18 protein-coding genes, 1 tRNA gene and 2 pseudogenes are annotated in these 17,847 nt (G+C 62.1%); 5 read left to right on the plus strand and 16 right to left on the minus strand.

From position 1 onward, the window contains the following. Positions 1 to 67: 67 nt before the first annotated feature. From NKH36_RS13690 to rpoZ, 10 genes and pseudogenes are all read right to left on the minus strand, one after another. Positions 68 to 324, minus strand: a pseudogene (locus tag NKH36_RS13690) (phosphotransferase); the annotation flags it as partial. Between the two features lie 42 nt (positions 325 to 366). Further along, a complete protein-coding gene (era, locus tag NKH36_RS13695) occupies positions 367 to 1,299 on the minus strand; it encodes a GTPase Era (RefSeq protein WP_352961750.1) in 933 nt (310 codons plus the stop codon). Then, positions 1,296 to 2,021, minus strand: a complete 726-nt coding sequence (gene rnc, locus NKH36_RS13700) for a ribonuclease III (protein ID WP_352961753.1) — start codon at positions 2,019 to 2,021, stop codon at positions 1,296 to 1,298. The genes era and rnc overlap by 4 nt, the downstream gene beginning before the upstream one ends. Before the next feature lie 4 nt (positions 2,022 to 2,025). Continuing rightward, positions 2,026 to 2,775 (minus strand): signal peptidase I, encoded by a 750-nt coding sequence (lepB, locus tag NKH36_RS13705; protein WP_352961756.1) that lies wholly within the window; start codon positions 2,773 to 2,775, stop codon positions 2,026 to 2,028. Positions 2,776 to 2,852: 77 nt separating this feature from the next. Then, positions 2,853 to 3,266: a holo-ACP synthase gene (acpS, locus tag NKH36_RS13710; protein WP_352961758.1), complete on the minus strand. Its 414-nt coding sequence runs from the start codon at positions 3,264 to 3,266 to the stop codon at positions 2,853 to 2,855. Between the two features lie 47 nt (positions 3,267 to 3,313). Further along, positions 3,314 to 3,400 (minus strand): annotated as a pseudogene (locus tag NKH36_RS13715) (DUF2062 domain-containing protein); the annotation flags it as partial. Positions 3,401 to 3,573: 173 nt separating this feature from the next. Then, a complete protein-coding gene (locus NKH36_RS13720; protein ID WP_352961761.1) occupies positions 3,574 to 3,972 on the minus strand; it encodes a VOC family protein in 399 nt (132 codons plus the stop codon). Next, the gene (pyrE, locus tag NKH36_RS13725) at positions 3,969 to 4,547 is read right to left on the minus strand and encodes an orotate phosphoribosyltransferase (RefSeq protein WP_352961764.1); all 579 of its coding nucleotides are present in this window, start codon (positions 4,545 to 4,547) and stop codon (positions 3,969 to 3,971) included. Before pyrE ends, NKH36_RS13720 begins: the two co-directional genes overlap by 4 nt. A gap of 133 nt (positions 4,548 to 4,680) precedes the next feature. Then, entirely contained in the window at positions 4,681 to 6,909 is a 2,229-nt protein-coding gene (locus tag NKH36_RS13730) for a RelA/SpoT family protein (protein ID WP_352961766.1), read from the minus strand. Between the two features lie 111 nt (positions 6,910 to 7,020). Next, positions 7,021 to 7,422: a DNA-directed RNA polymerase subunit omega gene (gene rpoZ / locus NKH36_RS13735; protein ID WP_126107177.1), complete on the minus strand. Its 402-nt coding sequence runs from the start codon at positions 7,420 to 7,422 to the stop codon at positions 7,021 to 7,023. 321 nt (positions 7,423 to 7,743) lie between these two features. On the opposite strand from rpoZ, the gene NKH36_RS13740 reads away from it, so the two are divergent. Both NKH36_RS13740 and NKH36_RS13745 read left to right on the plus strand, forming a co-directional pair. Next, on the plus strand, positions 7,744 to 8,325 hold the full coding sequence (locus NKH36_RS13740; RefSeq protein ID WP_095483134.1) for a LabA-like NYN domain-containing protein: 582 nt from the start codon (positions 7,744 to 7,746) through the stop codon (positions 8,323 to 8,325). Beyond that, entirely contained in the window at positions 8,322 to 8,999 is a 678-nt protein-coding gene (locus NKH36_RS13745; RefSeq protein ID WP_502912035.1) for a uracil-DNA glycosylase, read from the plus strand. Before NKH36_RS13740 ends, NKH36_RS13745 begins: the two co-directional genes overlap by 4 nt. A gap of 25 nt (positions 9,000 to 9,024) precedes the next feature. Here the strand turns inward: NKH36_RS13745 and NKH36_RS13750 are convergent, their stop codons facing one another. Beyond that, a complete protein-coding gene (locus NKH36_RS13750) occupies positions 9,025 to 10,038 on the minus strand; it encodes a zinc-binding alcohol dehydrogenase family protein (protein WP_352961768.1) in 1,014 nt (337 codons plus the stop codon). 103 nt (positions 10,039 to 10,141) lie between these two features. Between NKH36_RS13750 and NKH36_RS13755 the strand changes: the two genes are divergently transcribed. Beyond that, complete coding sequence (locus NKH36_RS13755) at positions 10,142 to 10,504, plus strand: winged helix-turn-helix transcriptional regulator (protein ID WP_352961770.1); 363 nt, start codon at positions 10,142 to 10,144, stop codon at positions 10,502 to 10,504. Between the two features lie 46 nt (positions 10,505 to 10,550). On the opposite strand, the gene NKH36_RS13760 is transcribed toward NKH36_RS13755, so the two are convergent. The 3 genes from NKH36_RS13760 to dapA all read right to left on the minus strand — a co-directional run bounded on the left by NKH36_RS13760 (position 10,551) and on the right by dapA (position 12,919). Then, entirely contained in the window at positions 10,551 to 11,294 is a 744-nt protein-coding gene (locus NKH36_RS13760) for a glycoside hydrolase family 25 protein (RefSeq protein ID WP_352962641.1), read from the minus strand. A gap of 16 nt (positions 11,295 to 11,310) precedes the next feature. Then, positions 11,311 to 11,790, minus strand: coding sequence for an SsrA-binding protein SmpB (smpB, locus tag NKH36_RS13765; protein WP_352961773.1), 480 nt, complete (start codon positions 11,788 to 11,790; stop codon positions 11,311 to 11,313). A gap of 247 nt (positions 11,791 to 12,037) precedes the next feature. Then, on the minus strand, positions 12,038 to 12,919 hold the full coding sequence (gene dapA, locus NKH36_RS13770; RefSeq protein WP_352961775.1) for a 4-hydroxy-tetrahydrodipicolinate synthase: 882 nt from the start codon (positions 12,917 to 12,919) through the stop codon (positions 12,038 to 12,040). Between the two features lie 332 nt (positions 12,920 to 13,251). Here dapA and NKH36_RS13775 point away from each other — a divergent pair, with 332 nt between their 5' ends. After that, complete coding sequence (locus NKH36_RS13775) at positions 13,252 to 15,291, plus strand: lytic transglycosylase domain-containing protein (protein ID WP_352961777.1); 2,040 nt, start codon at positions 13,252 to 13,254, stop codon at positions 15,289 to 15,291. Positions 15,292 to 15,437: 146 nt separating this feature from the next. Next, entirely contained in the window at positions 15,438 to 16,331 is an 894-nt protein-coding gene (locus NKH36_RS13780; protein ID WP_352961779.1) for an alpha/beta fold hydrolase, read from the plus strand. Between the two features lie 100 nt (positions 16,332 to 16,431). Here NKH36_RS13780 and NKH36_RS13785 read toward each other — a convergent pair. Both NKH36_RS13785 and NKH36_RS13790 read right to left on the minus strand, forming a co-directional pair. Beyond that, a tRNA-Ser gene (locus NKH36_RS13785) sits at positions 16,432 to 16,522 on the minus strand. A 192-nt stretch (positions 16,523 to 16,714) separates the two neighbouring features. Continuing rightward, positions 16,715 to 17,847 (minus strand): tyrosine-type recombinase/integrase (locus tag NKH36_RS13790; RefSeq protein ID WP_502912036.1); only part of this gene is annotated, 1,133 nt, incomplete at its 5' end.

Below are 17,847 nucleotides of genomic sequence, written 5' to 3' on the forward strand. Positions count from 1 at the left end.
TGAGGGGCGGCGCCGACACCGACTGTCCTTCTGAATGATTGCTCTTCGTCAGGCAAGGGTCGGGCAACAGGGCAATCGGGCGAAGGAAGAGCAGCGGCAGCAGAGGCGGAAGCCTTGGCAGCCAGCGATGTTCCTTTTCCACTTGCAAGGCATAGGCCGCCGCACTCGGCAGCCTCACCAGCATATGGTCTCCGAGATGAAAGGTCCTGTTGTCCCATCCGCCTGATGAAACCGGCCGGACAGCAAGATCCTTCTATCGGGAAATTGCGTGGCGACCAACCGGCTCACGAGGGCTGTGTCGATAGTGACTTCTTGTTTGAGCATGATCTTTTTCGAAAATCGGCCCCCACTTTTCGGCAACATGCTCTAATGCGGAAACTCCAGCCCCATCTCGCGATAGCGCTCGGGGTCGTCGCCCCAGTTCTCGCGCACCTTGACGAACAGGAAAAGATGGACCTTCTGTTCGAGGATACCGGATATCTCCATGCGTGCCGCCTGGCCGATGGCACGGATCGTCTCGCCCTTGTGGCCGAGCACGATCTTCTTCTGGCTGTCACGCTCGACATAGATGGTCTGGTCGATGCGCACCGAGCCGTCCTTCTTCTCTTCCCATTTCTCGGTCTCGATATGGGAGGAATAGGGCAGTTCCTGATGCAGCCTGAGATAGAGCTTTTCGCGAGTGATCTCTGCCGCCAGCTGACGCATCGGCAGGTCTGAGATCTGGTCTTCCGGGTAATACCAGGGGCCGGCAGGCAGGGTTGCGGCCAGATAGTCGAGCAGGTCCTTGCAGCCCGACCCAGTTAGCGCCGAGACCATGAAGGTGCGCTTGAAGGGCACTCTTTCATTCGCTGCCGCGGACAGGGCCAGCAGCGCCTCGGGCTTGACCCGGTCGACCTTGTTGAGGATCAGCACCATCGGCTGGCGGACATCCTTCAGCCGTTCCAAGATGGCATCGGCGTCGCCCCTGATGCCGCGCTCGGCATCGATCAGCAACAGCACGATGTCGGCGTCCTTGGCGCCGCCCCAGGCGGTCGTCACCATCGCCGTGTCCAACCGCCGCTTCGGCTTGAAGATGCCCGGCGTGTCGACGAAGACGATCTGTGCGTTATTGTGGATTGCGATGCCGCGCACGATGGCGCGGGTCGTCTGCACCTTGTGGGTGACAATCGACACCTTAGCGCCGACCAGTTGGTTGACCAGCGTCGATTTTCCCGCATTGGGCGCGCCGATCAACGCAACGAAGCCAGAGTGCGTGGTGGCAGCTTCTGCTGCCGGCGGGACGTCTTCGGTGGCGGTCATGCCGCGCTCCCCTTATTTAGCCACACGCCTTCGCGCAACAGCAGTGCAGCAGCGGCGGCTTGCTCGGCCTCGCGCTTGGAGCGTCCGCTGCCGGTCGCCGGCGGAAAGGCGCCAACCTTGACGCTGACGGTGAATAGCGGATCGTGGTCCGGTCCCTCGCGGCTGTCAATTATGTAGACCGGCACGGCGCCTGCGGCCTGATGCGCCCATTCCTGCAGTTCGGTCTTAGCATCGCGGCGGGCGGCACCGGTGGCCTGCGAGCGCGGCCGCCAGTATTTGTGGATGAAGGCGCGGGCCGCCTCCAGCCCGCCGTCGAGATAGAGCACGGCGATCAGCGATTCCAGCGCATCTGCCCGCAGATTGACGCGCTTGCGCCCGTCCAGGCCGCGTACGTCCGAGCCGGCACGGATCAGCTCCGGCAGGCCGATCTCCTCGGCGATCTCCGCCAGCACCTCGGCATTGACCAGCGCGTTGAGCCGGAGCGACAGCTCACCTTCGGCAGCGTCCGGATACGCCGCCAGAAGCATGTCGGCGACGATCAGTCCGAGGACACGGTCGCCCAGGAATTCGAAACGCTCGTAGTCGATGCCGGCATGGCTGCTGCGGGCGCTGGCATGGGTCAGCGCGCGCTGCAGGCGCTGGCGGTCGGCAAAGGCGTGGCCGGTGCGCTGCATGAGCGCTTCGGCGAGCGCGTCGACGGTCAGCCGTTTTGTCGCCGCCATGATCCTAATTGACGAAATGGAGCAGGCGCGAGGCGCGCATCAGCGACGGCCATTTCCAGATTTCGAGCGGGCTGGCGCTGCCACCGATCGAGAAGAAGATGAGATTGGCGCGGCCAACCAGGTTCTCGTCGGGGACGAAACCGACGGTGAAGCGGCTGTCCGAGGAATTGTCTCTGTTATCGCCCATCATGAAATAGTGGCCGGGCGGCACGTCGAATTCCTGGGTGTTGTCACCGATCGAGTTGGGTATCAGGTCGAGCGTGTCATAGCTGACGCCATTCGGCAATGTCTCGCGATAAACGTCGACCGGCCCGCTCTCCTCGGTAATGTCGCGATTGTCGATCTGCCCGGCCTTCTGGCGTGGCACGCCGACGCCGTTGATGAAGAGCTGGCCGTCCTTGACCTGGATCTTGTCGCCCGGCAGGCCGACGACGCGCTTGATGTAGTCGACGGAGGGGTCCGGCGGGAACTTGAACACCGCCACGTCGCCGCGCTTCGGCTCGGCGCCCCAGATGCGGCCCGAAAAGATGTCCGGCCCGAACGGCAGGGAATAGCGGGAGAAGCCATAGGACCATTTGGTGACGAAGAGGTAGTCGCCTTCGAGCAAGGTCGGCCGCATCGACCCGGACGGGATGGAGAATGGCTGAAAAAGGAGCGTGCGGATGACCAGAGCGAGCAAAAGCGCCTGGACGATGACGCTGACGGTTTCGCCAAGCCCGCCGGATTTCTTCTGGGATTTTTCAGCCACGCTCATGTCGTCCTCGATTATGCGTTGGTTGGTATAGAGTCTCGGCGCGCGCTGGGCAACGTCATGCCGGTGGTCAGATGCAATCAATATGGCGCTTCTTCGACGGGCAACGCCTCGATGATCACAAAGGCTTGAGCAAGCGGAAAATCGTCGGTGATGGTGAGGTGGATCGCCGCCCTGTGCCCGTCAGGCAGGATTTTGTCCAGCTGCGCCGCCGCCCCGCCGGTCAAAGCCATGGTCGGCTGGCCGCTGGCCAGGTTGACGACGCCCATGTCGCGCCAGAACACCCCTTGCGCCATACCGGTGCCCAGCGCCTTGGCGCAGGCCTCCTTGGCGGCGAAGCGCTTGGCATAGGAGGCGGCGCGGGCGCCGCGGTTTTCGGAGCGGGCCTGTTCGACCTCGGTGTAGATGCGCTGGATAAAGCGCTGGCCATGGCGCTCCAGCGATTTTTCGATGCGTCTGATATCGATCAGGTCGCTGCCGATACCGATGATCATCCGGCGGAAACTTCCCGTCCGGCGGTTCCGGCTCTGTCCGCCAGACACATGGAGCGCGAGAAAGAGCGACGTGGCCACAGATAGGTACGCACCCGATCGAGAAAACCATCAGGCTTACGGCGTCGAAAAAGCACTCTGTTCCATTTCCTGATATCCAAAAGTTGCCGCTCTGACCACCCGGGCGCGACAGCCACATCTTGCGCTTTGCCGCCGTCGAAAGGCAACAACGATCTTGATATAGCGATATGCTGGCCGAAGGACAACCGAAGCTCGTCGGGCGCCCGGGCGGCGGATCAACCCCAGCTATCTACGGTCCATACTCGCTGACCTCGACAAGATTGCCGTCCGGGTCGCGGAAATAGATCGACATCATCGGGCCACGGGCGCCGATCCGCTCGACCGCCCCGACTTCGACGGCAACGCCGTTGGCCGCCAGGCTGGCGCATATCTCCCAGAGCGGACGGGCGGCGATCAGGCAGAAATCCGCGGACCCCGGAGTCGGCGCCTTGGCCTTCGGCTCGAAAGTGTGGCCTGCCTCATGCACATTGATCTTTTGCGTTCCAAACAGCAGCGCCGTCGGCCGGTCCGGCTCGTCGAGGCGCCTGAAGCCGAGCACGCGTTGATAGAAGGCGCAGGTGTCTTCGACGGAGCGAACCGTCAGCACGAAATGGTCGATGCCGGCAATCACAGTAGCGCCTTCAGTCATATGTTGCGGCTGCCGGGCTTGATTGCCGGTATGGCGGCGAGCTCGGGCGGCAGCCTGTCGGCCGGGTAGGCCGGAACCTCATATTCGGCGAGCGCGATCAGCGGCACGCCGACATCGGTCTTGCCGGCCGAGCGGTCGATGATGCAGGCAGCGGCAACGACCTCGGCGCCAAGCGCGCGCAGGCAGTCGATGGTTTCGCGGATCGACAAGCCGGTGGTGACGATGTCCTCGACAATGACGACGCGCGAACCCTTGGCGATCTCGAAGCGGCGGAGCCTGAACTCGCCCCCTTCCCGCTCGACCCAGATCGCCGGGGCGCCAAGATGGCGCGAGGTTTCGTAGGCCGGGATCAGCCCGCCGATCGCCGGGCCGACGACATAATCGATCCTGCCGGACACGGCGGCGCGGATCTTTTCGGCCAGCGCCTTGCACAGGCGCTCGGTCTTGTCGGCATGCATGAAGACCCGCGCCTTCTGCAGGAAGACCGAGCTTCGCAAGCCCGACGTCAGGATGAAATGCCCTTCGAGGACGGCACCGGCTTCACGGAAAATGCCCAGCACTTCGTCGGTGTTCATCTCTGCCCTGTCTCCAACACGCTAGAGCGACGTGCGTCCACTTGGACGCGCAAAGTACGCTCTAACTCTTTTACCTACGCATCGTGCTTTCCGAAAATCGATTCCGATTTTCGGGCCGATGCGGTAGTGATTTCTAGCCGTTCACACGCCGCGCATCGCTGACGCTCGAATTGTCCTTGAGCTGCGACAGCAGCCGGTTCAGGTGCTTCAGGTCCCAGACTTCGAGATCGATCAGCATTTCGGTGAAATCGGGCGCGGTGCGCACCATCGACAATGTATGGATGTTGGCGTCGTTGGATGCAACGACCTGCGCGATGTCGGCCAGTGAGCCCGGCGCGTTGATGGCGGTGACCGAGACTCGCGCCGGAAACCGTTCCTTGGTGCGTTCATCTATGTCCCAGCGCACGTCGATCCAGCGTTCGGGCTGGTCGTCGAAGGCCTGCAGCGCCGGCGACTGGATCGGATAGATGGTGATGCCGGTTCCCGGCTGCACGATGCCGACGATGCGGTCGCCGGGGACTGCACCTTCCGGGGCGAAGCGCACCGGCAGGTCGCCGCGGACACCGCGGATCGGCACGGCGCCGTCCTTTGGCTGGTTCTTGTCCTTGCGTGCGGCGCGCCCCGGAATCTGAAACAGCATGCCGGCGGCGTTGCGGATCTTCGACCAGCCCTCCTCGCGCTGCTTGGGCGCCGCCAGCGTGATGCGCTCGTCCTTGTAGTCGGGAAACACCGCCTTGATGACATCGGTGGAGGCAAGTTCGCCGCGGCCGACAGAGGCCAGCACATCCTCGATGTCCTTGCGCGCCAGCCGATGCAGCACCGACTTCAGGCTTTCCTTGGTAAAGGTCTTTCCGGACCGTTCGAAGGCGCGTTCCAGAATGCGGATACCGAGACCCGAATACTGCTTGCGGATGGCATTCTTGGTGGCGCGGCGGATCGCCGAGCGCGCCTTGCCGGTGACGACGACCGACTCCCACGCCGCTGGCGGCACCTGCGCTTTGGAGCGGATGATCTCGACCTCGTCGCCATTCTTCAGCTCGGTCATCAGGGGCATGATGCGGCCGTTGACCTTGGCGCCAACGCAGGTGTCGCCGACATCGGTGTGCACGGCGTAGGCGAAATCGATCGGCGTGGCGCCGCGCGGCAGCGCGATCAGCATGCCCTTGGGCGTGAAGCAAAACACTTGGTCCTGGAACAGCTCCAGCTTGGTATTTTCGAGGAAGTCCTCGGGATTGTCGCCTTCGGCAAGCTGCTCTATGGTGCGCCGCAGCCAGGCATAGGCGTTGGTCTCCTTCGAGATCGCATGCGCGGTGCCGTTCACCTTGCCGCCGCTGTCCTTGTAGATCGAATGCGCGGCAACGCCATATTCGGCGATCTTGTTCATCTGATAGGTGCGGATCTGCAGCTCGACGCGCTGGCGCGACGGTCCGACGATGGTGGTGTGGATCGACCGGTAGTCGTTCTGCTTCGGCGTCGAGATGTAATCCTTGAAGCGACCTGGCACCATCGACCATGTCGTGTGGATGGCGCCGAGCGCCCGGTAGCAGTCCTCGACGGTATCGACGACGACGCGAAAGCCGAAAATGTCGGACAGCTGCTCGAAGGACAGCGCCTTGGCCTCCATCTTGCGGAACACCGACCACGGCTTCTTCTGGCGGCTCTTGACCTCGGCCTTGATCGCATATTTGTCGAACAGCGTGGACAGCGCTCTCTCGATCTCGGACAGCACATCCTTGTTGCGCTCGAAGATTTCAGCGAGCCGCGCGGTGACGGCGCGATAGGCTTCCGGATTGATGAAGCGGAAGGCGATCTCCTCGAGCTCCTCGCGCATGCCTTGCATGCCCATGCGCCCGGCCAGCGGCGCATAGATATCCATCGTTTCCTCGGCGATGCGCAGGCGCTTGGCTTCGGGCACATGGTCGAGCGTGCGCATGTTGTGCAAGCGGTCGGCAAGCTTGACCAGCAGCACGCGAACGTCTTCCGAGATCGCCAGCAGGAGCTTGCGCAGGTTCTCCGCCTGCTCGGCCTTCTTGGAGACGAGGTCGAGTTTCTTCAGCTTGGTCAGGCCTTCGACCAGCTTGCCCATTTCCGGACCGAACAGCTCGTCGATCTCGGCCCTGGTCGCCGTGGTGTCCTCGATCGTGTCGTGCAGCAGGGCAACGGCGATGGTCGCCTCGTCCATGTGCATTTCGGTGAGGATGGCGGCGACTTCGAGCGGATGCGAGAAATAAGGGTCGCCGGAGGCGCGCTTCTGGTGGCCATGCTTCTGCATGGCGTAGACATAGGCCTTGTTGAGCAGCGCCTCGTTGACGTCAGGCTTGTAGCGCTGGACGCGCTCGACAAGCTCATACTGACGCATCATGGGCGGGATCTCGCAGTGCTGAAATGAATCATGCGCCGCACTGGCGTACGGCGCATGTCATAGATAACCACGAAACCGCCGACGCGAAAGTGTCGGCAGTCGTTGCGAAGATTAATAATCGTCGCTTTTTTCCGGCGGTACCAGACCTTCGATGCCGGCCAGGAGGTCCTCCTCGGTCATGCGGTCGAAGGTGATGTTGTCCTCGGTGTCGTCGGCATCGGTTGCCGCGACGGCGGTACCGGTCTGATCGGCGATCGCCTCGCCATCGGCTTCCGGCTCATCGACCTCGACATGCTTCTGCAGCGAGTGGATCAGGTCTTCCTTGAGATCGTCGGGCGACAGCGTCTCTTCGGCGATCTCGCGCAGCGCGATGACCGGATTCTTGTCGTTGTCGCGAGGAACGGTGATCTGCGCGCCCTGGCTGATCTGACGGGCGCGGTGGCCGGCCAGGAGCACGAGCTCGAAGCGGTTATCGACCTTGTCGATGCAATCTTCAACGGTTACGCGGGCCATGAGCTGCCCCTTTCATGCCTGGATTTGATGGAAAACAGGCGCGGTCCATAACCTGAACGCCGCCAAAATACAAGCTTTTTGGCAATATCAGTCCGAGGCCAGGTCCGGGTCAAGTCCGGGGCCGGCCAAAGCGAGGTCTGGGCGCGCGCCGCCTGCGACGATACGGCACCGATCACAATTGCTTGCTATGCAGCATCATACCCTTGGATTGCCGTAAAACCGGCGTTATCTCGAATGACGAAGGTCAGCCGGTTATTTTCAAGCCGACCGATAGTCACGCGCATTTAGACGACCGCTTATTTTCGAAAAGGAATATTTTCCATGTTCGACCCTCGTGAAAAAATCGCCCTTTTCATCGACGGTGCCAATCTTTACGCCACGTCGCGCGCGCTCGGCTTCGACATCGACTACCGCAAACTTTTGTCGAGCTTCCAAAAGCGCGGCTACCTGCTGCGTGCCTACTACTACACGGCGCTGGTCGAGGACCAGGAATACTCCTCGATCCGGCCGCTGATCGACTGGCTCGACTACAACGGCTTCAAGGTGGTGACCAAGCCGGCCAAGGAGTTCACCGACTCGACCGGCCGTCGCAAGATCAAGGGCAATATGGACATCGAGTTGACCGTCGATGCGCTGGAACTCGCCGATGTCGTCGACCACTATGTCATCTTTTCCGGCGACGGCGATTTCCGCACTCTGGTCGAGGCGCTGCAGCGGCGTGGGCGCAAGGTCTCGATCGTCTCCACCATGGCTTCACAGCCGCCGATGATTTCCGACGATCTGCGCCGCCAGGCCGACCATTTCATCGACCTGATGACGCTGAAGAGCGAGGTCGGCCGCGATCCGTCCGAGCGGCCGGTGCGCCGGCCCGAGCCGGCCGAAGTCGACGAGGACGACTATTGACGCGGGCGGTCTTGACCGCTCCCTTGGTCGCATCCCCCGAGCCCGATCGCGACTGCCCGCTCTGCCCGCGGCTGCATGATTTTATCGCGCAATGGCGGCAGCGCGAGCCGTCCTGGTTCAATGCACCGGTGCCGACTTTCTTGCCACCGGAGGGCGAGGATGCCGTTAAACTGTTGATCGTCGGGCTGGCACCAGGCCTGCGTGGGGCGAACAGGACGGGACGTCCCTTCACCGGCGACTACGCCGGCGACTTGCTCTACAACACGCTGATCGCGCACGGCTTTGCGCGCGGCCAATTCAAGGCGCGGCCCGATGACGGGCTGGAGCTTGTCGGCACGGCGATCACCAATGCGGTGCGCTGCGTGCCACCGGACAACAAGCCGGTCGGCGCCGAGATTGCCACTTGCCGGACGTTCCTGGTGCCAACGATCGCGCGGTTTAAAAACCTGCGCGCCGTGCTGGCGCTGGGCTCGATCGCGCACCAGTCGACCGTGCGGGCGCTGGGTGGGCGTGTTGCCGCTTATCCCTTCCGCCACGGCGGACAGCAGCAAACCAATGGCGTCACGCTGTTTTCCAGCTATCATTGCTCGCGCTACAACACCAACACCGGCGTGCTGACGGAAGCGATGTTCGTCAACGTGTTCAGGGATATAGAAGAGTTTTTGCAGAAATAGAGTCGGACGGCCGCCGTCAGTTTGGCTAAAAGCCTTCGAGGACAATCTTGCCCTTGGCCTTGCCGCTTTCGATCAATGCATGGGCGCGCTTCAAGTTGGCGGCATTGATGAGACCGCCTGTCTCGCCAAGCGTCGTGCGGATCTCACCGGCGTCGACGAGCCCGGCCAATTCGTTGAGATGTTCGCCTTGCGCCGCCATGTCCGCCGTTTCGAACATCGAGCGGGTGAACATGAACTCCCAATGCACCGAGACGCTCTTGCGCTTGAACGGATTGATGTCGAGCGATTTCGGATCGTCGATAACCGCGAAACGTCCTTGCGGCGCGATCAACTCGGCGATCTCGGCCAGATGCTGGTCAGTGTTCGTCGTCGAAAACACGAAGCTGGGGGCGCCGATACCCCGTGCTGCGACTTCGGCTGCCAGCGGCCTGGAATGATCGACGACGTGGTAGGCGCCGAGCCCGAGCGCCCAGTCCCGTGTCTCAGGCCTTGACGCGGTGGCAATCACCGTCAGGCCGGTCAACTGCCTCGCAAGCTGCACTGCGATTGATCCGACGCCGCCGGCGCCGCCGATGATCAGGATGGCGGGTGCCGCGCCTGCAACGGGCTTCCTGACGTCGAGACGATCGAACAGGGTCTCCCAGGCGGTGACCGCCGTCAGCGGCAGCGCTGCCGCTTCAGCATAGCCGAGTGAGGTCGGCTTGCGGCCGACGAGCCGCTCGTCGACGAGATGGAACTCGGCATTGGTGCCTTGCGGCGCAAAGGCGCCTGAATAGAAGACATCGTCGCCGGCCCTGAAGAACTCAGCGCCCGGGCCGGTCGCGACAACCCGGCCGGCGGCATCCCAGCCGAGCACCCGCCACTGGCCGGCTTCCGGAGCGATGCTGCGCCGCACTTTGGTGTCGACCGGGTTGACTGAGATCGCCTTCACCTCGACCAGCAGGTCGCGGCCTTTGGGCTCGGGCTTCGGCAGTTCGATATCGACGAGGGAGGACTCGTCGGTGATGGGAGCTGGGATTTGATAACCGACGGCGCGCATCTTCATCTCCATGATTGCTGTTGTAAGCGATAGACATGCTGTCTACGATCACCATGCGCAAGAATGCACATATAAAGCACATAGTGTCGAAAAGGATACCGTCATGCCGCGTATTCGCCACGAGCGATTTGATTGCAGCCCCGGCTGCACCGTGGAGGGAACGCTCCGCTACATTGACGGAAAGTGGAAAGGCGTCGTGCTCTACCATCTGTTCGAGGGCACGCTGCGCTTCAACGAGATTCGCCGGCGGATACCGAACTGTACGCAGCGCATGTTGACCAACCAGCTCCGCGAGCTGGAGACGGATGGGCTGATTGCGCGCAAGGTCTATCCGCAGGTGCCGCCGAAGGTGGAATACAGTCTGACGCCGCGCGGCATAAGCCTGGAGCCGGTGATTACCGCCCTGAAGACCTGGGGCGATGCGAATGTGGCTCTCAGCCCGCAGACATCGCAAGCCGCGGCGTAAGAGCGGCCGGGAAGCGCCTCACCAGAGGCGATATCCCTGAATCCGTTCAGGGTGTTCGCGGGGTTTCCGAAGACATGGATTCAGATCGCGCTGTAAACAATCTGGCCAGCGTTTCCCGCCCGCCCTGAAGGACATTCAGATCGACATCGCCGGTGATGCCGTCGACGCGACCCCTGTCGTGGTACTGCCAATAGATCCAGTCGTCATGACCTGGCCACAGCGCCAGCGAACGGACCCAGCGTGGGCGGCCGACGATCTGGCCGGCATAGACCCGCGCAGCCTCGTCGGTCACATAGAGGATCGCTGTCTTGCCGAAAGCTGCCTCGACAGGGCGCAAGAAAGCCGAGAGTTCGACATTCAATTCTTCGGGCAATGGCCGCCGCGGACAATTGCCGACAAATTCGATATCCACCACCGGCGGCAGCAGCGATTGATCGCGCGGCACGACGGAGATGAAATTGCGCGCCTGATCGGCGCCAGGCCTGCAGAAGGTGAAGAAATGGTAGGCACCGACCGCCAGCCCGGCCGCGCGTGCCTCACGCAGATTGGCGGCGAAGGCGTCGTCGACATGGTCGCCGCCCTCGGTCGCCTTGATGACGGCAAAGGCGACATCGTCGGCGGCGACACGGCGCCAGTCGATCTGCCGCTGGTGATGGGAAACGTCGATACCCCTGACCGGATATTTGCCGCGGTCCGGAGAAAACGGTTGGAAGTAGAAATAGCCGACGGCCGCGACGAGGCACGCGAGGATCAGGCTGGCCGCACCCCAAAGGACGATCCGGTTCTTCAAAAGAGTGGTTCCCAGCCTACCCACGCTCCTTCAGCAACCGGCCCTTCTCGCGCGACCAGTCGCGCTGCTTTTCGGTCTCGCGCTTGTCGTGCAGTTTCTTGCCGCGGCCAACGGCGAGCAGCACTTTCGCACGGCCCTGGTCGTTGAAATAAATTTTTAGCGGCACCAGCGTCATGCCTTCGCGATCAACGCTCTGCGACAGCTTGGCTATTTCGCGTTTGTTGAGCAGGAGCTTGCGGCGCCGGCGCGGCTCGTGGTTGAAGCGGTTGGCCTGCAGGTATTCCGGCAGATAGGAGTTAATCAGCCAGATCTCACCGCCCTCGACCGAGGCGTAACTATCCTGGATGTTGGCTTGGCCCTGGCGCAACGACTTCACCTCGGTGCCGGTCAGCACCAGACCGGCCTCGATCGTGTCGAGCACCTCATAGGAAAACCGAGCCTTGCGGTTTTCCGCAACGGTCTTGTTGTTGGGATCGGCTTTTCTGACTTGATTCATGACGTCTAGAGTCCGTTTCGAAACTCGCTCCTGCGAGTCAGATGATGGTGGCACTAGAGCGCCGCGCGTTTTTCAAACGCGCAAAGGACGCTCTAGAAGTCTGACTTTGCGCATGGTCCTTTTCCGAAAGCGAACGCTTTCGGGGCCATGCGAGAACCGGAGCGGAGCGTACATATAGTACGTGAGCACCGGAAGCGCAGGTGACGCCTTCAGATGGCCGCAGGAGTAGAGTTTCCAAACGGGCTCGCTAATTAATCAAGCCGGCGTGCTTCATGGCCGCATCGATCTTTTCGGCGGTCGACTGATCGACGGTCATCAGCGGCGAGCGCAGCACGTTCTCGACCTTGCCGAGCTTCGACAGCGCATATTTCGCGCCGGACACGCCGGGTTCAATGAAGATCGCCTTGTGCAGCGGCAGCAGGCGGTCCTGCAAGTCCAGCGCCTTGGCGTTCTCACCGGAAAGCGTCGCCTCCTGGAATTCGGCGCATAGCCGCGGCGCCACATTCGCCGTCACCGAGATGCAGCCGACACCGCCATGGGCGTTGAAGCCGAGCGCCGAGGCGTCCTCGCCGGAAAGCTGGATGAAATCCTTGCCGCAAGTGGCGCGCTGCTCGGAAACCCGCTCGACCTTGCCGGTGGCGTCCTTGACGCCGACGATGTTCTTGAAGTCGTGAGCCAGCCGCCCCATCGTCTCGGGCATCATGTCGATCACCGAGCGCGGCGGAATGTTGTAGATGATGATCGGCAGGCTGGTCGCCCTGGCGACCGCGGCGAAATGTTCATAGAGGCCGCGCTGCGTCGGCCTGTTATAATAAGGCGTGACGACGAGTGCCGCGTCGGCGCCCGCCTTCTCGGCATATTGCACCAGGCCAACCGCCTCTTCGGTGTTGTTGGAGCCGGCGCCGGCGACGACCGGAGCGCGGCCCTTGGCCACCTCGATGCACACCTTGACGACATGGCGGTGCTCGTTATGCGACAGCGTCGGCGACTCGCCTGTCGTGCCGACCGGAACCAGACCGGTCGTGCCTTCGGCGATCTGCCAGGCAACGAGGGCACGAAAGGCTTTCTCGTCGAAACGGCCGCTCTTTTCGAACGGTGTCACGAGCGCGGTAAGCGAGCCTCTCAGCATGTCGTCCAACTCCTTGGGACTAGCGCATGACCCCGAAAATCGGAGCCGATTTCGGAAAGATCATGCGCCAAATTTTAAAGTGCCACAGCGTCCATTGCGCATCCGGGAAGACGCGTGGCGCTGCAGGTGTTTTGTCGTGCGCGCCTTCTAGCCGAAAGCGAAGCGGCGCACCATAGTCTCGACACCGTTGCGCGGCAAGCATGGCAATAGTGCCAGCAAGCGCAATTTGAACGACCTTGGTAGCGCTTCGTTTACGGCCTCTTCATAGCAGCCAACTAGGCTCAGTTGATCTGCGCCTGTTGGTAAAGTGTAGACAGGAAATGATGAAGACCATGCCGACCAGGCAGCCTCATTTTTTTGCGCTGCTTGGCGCAATCCTGCTGCTGACGCCGAGCGGTGTGGCCGCCGGCAACGTCGATGTGCAGGTCACGTCGGCCATTCCGATGCCACACCTGCAGGATACGGGCCTGCCGGATACAGCATCTCCATCCGTCAGTGTCGCCAGGCTGAAGAGCGGCCTCGATGCGCTGGCGGCAAACGACATTGCCGGAGCGCGTCAAGTGCGGGAGGCTTTGCCGGTCAATTCGCTCGACCAGCACATCCTTGCCTGGGCGATCGCGCTCTATGGCGGCGACAAGGTGCCAAGCGGCGACATCGCCGATGCTGCGAAGATGCTGCCTAACTGGCCGGGCATGATCGCCTTGCGCAAGAACAGCGAGCGCGCGCTCTATCGCGAGAACCCCGCGCCTGAGATCGTGGTGCAGGCATTCGGCGGCAGCCAGCCACAAACATTTGAGGGCGTGGTGATCCTTGCCCGCTCCTATGTGTCGCCGGGCGATGTCAAGGCGGCGCGCTCGGTGCTGTCGCCTTTCTGGCGCACCGAGAAATTGGAAGCCAAGGACGAAGCGGCAATCATCCAGGAATTCGGCAAGCTGATCCCCGCAGCCGACCACCGTTTCCGCATGCAGCGCATGTTCTATGCCGACCGGGTCAACTCTGCGCTGCGCGTTGCCGGCCTTGCCGGCGCCCAGCAACTGGCCGACGCCTGGGCGGCGGCGGACAGGGGCGACAAGAACGCGGCCAAACTGCTGAAGGCGGTGCCCGCCGCGCAGCGTTCCGCAGGCTATTTCTTTGCGCAAGCCCAATATCTGCGCAAGCAAGACAAGCTTTCCGACGCCGTCGCAATGGTGATGAAGGCGCCGAGCGATCGCAACGCGCTGGTCGACCCGGATGCCTGGTGGGCCGAGCGTCGAGTGCTGTCGCGCGAACTGGTCGACCAGGGCGACATGAAGACCGCCTACAGGATCGTCGCAGCACATACTGCCGAAAGTGCTGCCAACGCCGCGGATGCGGAGTTCCATGCCGGCTGGTACGCGCTGCGCGGCCTCAACGACCCCAATACCGCTTCCAAGCATTTCGCGCGCATCGCCGATCTCACCCAGGGGCCGATATCGCTGTCGCGCGCCTATTACTGGCTCGGCCGTGCAGCCGAAGCCGGTGGTCCCGGCAATGCGAAGGATCATTTCACCCGTGCCGCCGCCTATGGCACGACGTTCTACGGCCAGCTCGCCGGCGAGCGCGTCGGACGGCGGGTCCTCAATATCGCCCATCCGCAGCCGAGCGCCGCCGATCGCCGGAATTTCGCCAATCGCGAGGCTGTCTGCGCCATCATGCGGCTGCAGGAGGCGGGCTATCAGCGCTACGCCGACACACTTTACCGCGACCTCGCCGGAAAGTTGACCAGTCCCGGAGAGCTGGCGCTGCTGGCCGCGATGGCAGAGAAGCAGGGCAACCACTTCCTGGCCCTGAAAGTCGGCAAGATCGCCGGCGCGCGCGGCATCGATGTCGGGGCGCTGTCGCATCCGCTCGGCGTCATTCCCGAGACCGCCAACATTTCCGGCTCGGGCAAGGCGCTGGCCTATGCGATCGCCCGCCAGGAAAGCGAGTTCAACATCGGCGCCGTCTCCAGCGCCGGCGCACGCGGGCTGCTGCAGCTGATGCCGGGGACCGCCAGGCAATTGGCGAAGAAGGCCGGGATGACCTTCTCGCAGGCGCGGCTGACCACCGACGCCGGCTACAATGCGACCTTGGGCGCCGCCTTCCTCGGCGAGCAGCTCGGCCGCTTCGACGGCTCCTATGTGCTGACCTTAGCCGGCTACAATGCCGGTCCCAGCCGCGCCGCCCAGTGGGTAGCTAGATATGGCGACCCGCGCGGCAAGGACATCGACGCCGTCGTCGACTGGATCGAGCGGATTCCCTACACGGAAACAAGAAGTTACATCCAGCGCGTGATGGAGAATTACGAAGTCTACAAGATGCGTATTTCCGGCAAGTACGACATCGTGGGGGATTTGGTGAACGGGCGGAGTTGACCGAGGGGCGATTGGGCTGGGCATAACAGGAGCCAGAGGGGGCGCTGTCCCGCCGACATCTTAAAAACGACGCTTTGATTTGACCATCCCCCGCCCTCGCCTGTAGCAGTCGAGACGATCCGGCAACGGCGAGGAATCGAGTCCAAATGTCGAGCGGTTTTTCCGATTTTTTCTACGCCTCGCCGGACGGGCTTGAACTCTACGCCCGCATCTACGGCGAAGCGAACTCCGGACACTGGCCGGTCGTCTGCCTGCCCGGCCTGACCCGCAATAGCCGCGATTTTCATGAGCTGGCGCTGCACCTGTCGCGACGGACGGAAAGTCCCCGAAAAATTGTCGCCTTCGACTATCGCGGGCGCGGGCAATCCGCCTATGACCCCGACGTCAGCCACTACAATGTCGGCGTCGAAGCCGGCGACATCCTCGCTGGGCTGGCGGCGCTACGCATCGAGGGGGCGGGGTTCATCGGCACGTCACGCGGCGGGCTGATCATCCATGTGCTTGGCGCGATGCGGCCAGCGGTCCTTAAAGCCGTCGTCCTCAACGATATCGGCCCGGTGGTCGAGGCCGGCGGTCTCGCCCATATCCGCTCCTATCTCGAGCGCGCGCCGAAGCCGAAAACCCATGCCGAGGCTTTCAGTGCCCTGCGCGGCGCGCATGGCAGCGACTTTCCTGCTCTGACCGAGGCGGATTGGGGACGGATGGTATCGGCCCTCTACCGAGAGACGGATGAAGGGCTGGTGCCGGATTTCGACCCGAAGCTGGTCGACACGCTAGCGGGACTCGACCTGACCCAGAGGCTGCCTGATCTGTGGCCGCAGTTCGAGGCACTGGCGGCGATATCCCTGCTCGCCATCCGCGGTGCCAATTCGAAGCTGCTGTCCGCCGAGACGCTCGAACAGATGCAAAAGCGTCACCCTTGTGTCGAGACGATCACGGTCGCGGACCAGGGCCATGCGCCTTTCCTCGAGACCGGCGGCCTGCCCGGCGCCATCGCCGCTTTTCTGGATAGGACCGAGCAACGCTTCGGCTCAAAGTAATGCTCGATAGCTGAGGAATTTATTCGAGGCAGTGCGACAGAGCATCCTGCTTCGCGGAAGGGGAGGACTTGTCCTGCGAAGCGCGCAGCGCGAAGCAGGATGGCGGAGAGGATGGGATTCGAACCCACGAGAAGCTTTTGACCTCTACTCCCTTAGCAGGGGAGCGCCTTCGACCACTCGGCCACCTCTCCGTGCCGCTGACCTAGCCCGGTAAACCTTGGAAAACAAGCGCTTTTTGTCGGCAGCTGCATTTTCTTTCTGGTTCCCGGATGACGAGCCGCGACGGCTCATAACGCGAACAAACGGGGTTTGCGGTTTGGTTTCTGCAAAAAATCCGTAAAACTTTCCCTCTTGCCAAGGGGTATTCGTTCCAGATTCGTTCTTCATGCCCGCTGCTCCTGCGGCAGTGCCTTTTCGGGACCATCCTGGCGGAAGTCGAAACCGAGTTGCATGGCATCTGTGCCGATCTTGGGGACGGCTAGTTTCACATATCTGGTCCACTCATCGGACTCCCAGCCGCCTTCAGCTTTCAGTCGAACGACGTCTTTGGTCTGCGAATAGAACCAGGTGGCCCAGCTGTGGCGGGCCGTGTGTGGAGTATAGAGCTCTGGATCCAGATCGATCTCGGTGATCGCTCTTGACCACCAGGTAAAATGCCGGCCTGCGTTGGGATCGGTCCGTTCGGTGTAGGGGCGGCCATCGTAGCGAAGGAACAGGGGACCGGATCGACCGATGTTCGGAACGGCCGACAGAGCAGCGATCGTCCGCGGACACAGATTGACCATCCGCTCCTTGCCGTTCTTTGGGTCTCTCAGGATAGCGTATCGGTCAGAAAGAGAGATATCGTTTTTCCCGTCAATAGCGAGCGTTTCCCCGATCCGCGAACCTTGGCCAAATAGGAACGTGACAAATGCTGGCGTCCACGGGTTGGGTGTGCGGCTGTCGATAACGCGGTTGATCGCAGCAACAGCCTGGTCGGGTCTGAGAAAATAAGTTCTCTTAGCGCTGTCCGTGGGTCGGTCGAACTGAACTCGTATCCCATTGCCGTGAAGGACTGCAATGACGGGTCCATGGAACTGCCGGCGCCTGGTGGCGGTGTTGGGATAGGCTTTGACGCCTTCGTCATCGAGCAGCTCCTGGGTGATCTCGTCTATGCGGATCCGGCCAAATGCCGCTCTAGGCTTGTCCAGAAATCTCTCTTCGCCGCCGTTCTTCACGTAACGATCCGCCGCTGCGTTGAACGAGATTGCGGGTTCTCGACCGGTGATGTTTTGCTCGGCGACCGCACTTTCGATCTGGCGCTTGATAGCGTCTGCTTCGCGCCCGTCCCGAGTTTTGGTCGATTTGCGGAGTTCTTTCGAAACGGCTCGCCCATTACGCCAGACAGTGACGCTTCCCTCGATATACCAATATCTGTTAAGGCGCTGTTTGAGCTCTAGGCCGTGTGGACAGTTACCGCAACCATAGGACAATAGCCGCGAGAGTGACAACGGCGCGGTAATTGCGGGCGGTTTTC

The sequence above is a fragment of the Mesorhizobium sp. M1312 genome, assembly GCF_040318115.1.
Taxonomy (GTDB): Bacteria; Pseudomonadota; Alphaproteobacteria; order Rhizobiales; family Rhizobiaceae; genus Mesorhizobium.

Coding starts and splice junctions, on each gene's coding strand:
- acpS (WP_352961758.1), bottom strand. CDS start 3,266: ATGATCATCGGTATCGGCAGCGACCTGATCGATATCAGACGCATCGAA.
- NKH36_RS13740 (WP_095483134.1), top strand. CDS start 7,744: ATGTTCGACCCTCGTGAAAAAATCGCCCTTTTCATCGACGGTGCCAAT.
- pyrE (WP_352961764.1), bottom strand. CDS start 4,547: ATGAACACCGACGAAGTGCTGGGCATTTTCCGTGAAGCCGGTGCCGTC.
- smpB (WP_352961773.1), bottom strand. CDS start 11,790: ATGAATCAAGTCAGAAAAGCCGATCCCAACAACAAGACCGTTGCGGAA.
- NKH36_RS13780 (WP_352961779.1), top strand. CDS start 15,438: ATGTCGAGCGGTTTTTCCGATTTTTTCTACGCCTCGCCGGACGGGCTT.
- rpoZ (WP_126107177.1), bottom strand. CDS start 7,422: ATGGCCCGCGTAACCGTTGAAGATTGCATCGACAAGGTCGATAACCGC.
- NKH36_RS13755 (WP_352961770.1), top strand. CDS start 10,142: ATGCCGCGTATTCGCCACGAGCGATTTGATTGCAGCCCCGGCTGCACC.
- rnc (WP_352961753.1), bottom strand. CDS start 2,021: ATGGCGGCGACAAAACGGCTGACCGTCGACGCGCTCGCCGAAGCGCTC.
- lepB (WP_352961756.1), bottom strand. CDS start 2,775: ATGAGCGTGGCTGAAAAATCCCAGAAGAAATCCGGCGGGCTTGGCGAA.
- NKH36_RS13720 (WP_352961761.1), bottom strand. CDS start 3,972: ATGACTGAAGGCGCTACTGTGATTGCCGGCATCGACCATTTCGTGCTG.
- NKH36_RS13750 (WP_352961768.1), bottom strand. CDS start 10,038: ATGCGCGCCGTCGGTTATCAAATCCCAGCTCCCATCACCGACGAGTCC.
- NKH36_RS13730 (WP_352961766.1), bottom strand. CDS start 6,909: ATGATGCGTCAGTATGAGCTTGTCGAGCGCGTCCAGCGCTACAAGCCT.
- NKH36_RS13775 (WP_352961777.1), top strand. CDS start 13,252: ATGCCGACCAGGCAGCCTCATTTTTTTGCGCTGCTTGGCGCAATCCTG.
- dapA (WP_352961775.1), bottom strand. CDS start 12,919: ATGCTGAGAGGCTCGCTTACCGCGCTCGTGACACCGTTCGAAAAGAGC.
- era (WP_352961750.1), bottom strand. CDS start 1,299: ATGACCGCCACCGAAGACGTCCCGCCGGCAGCAGAAGCTGCCACCACG.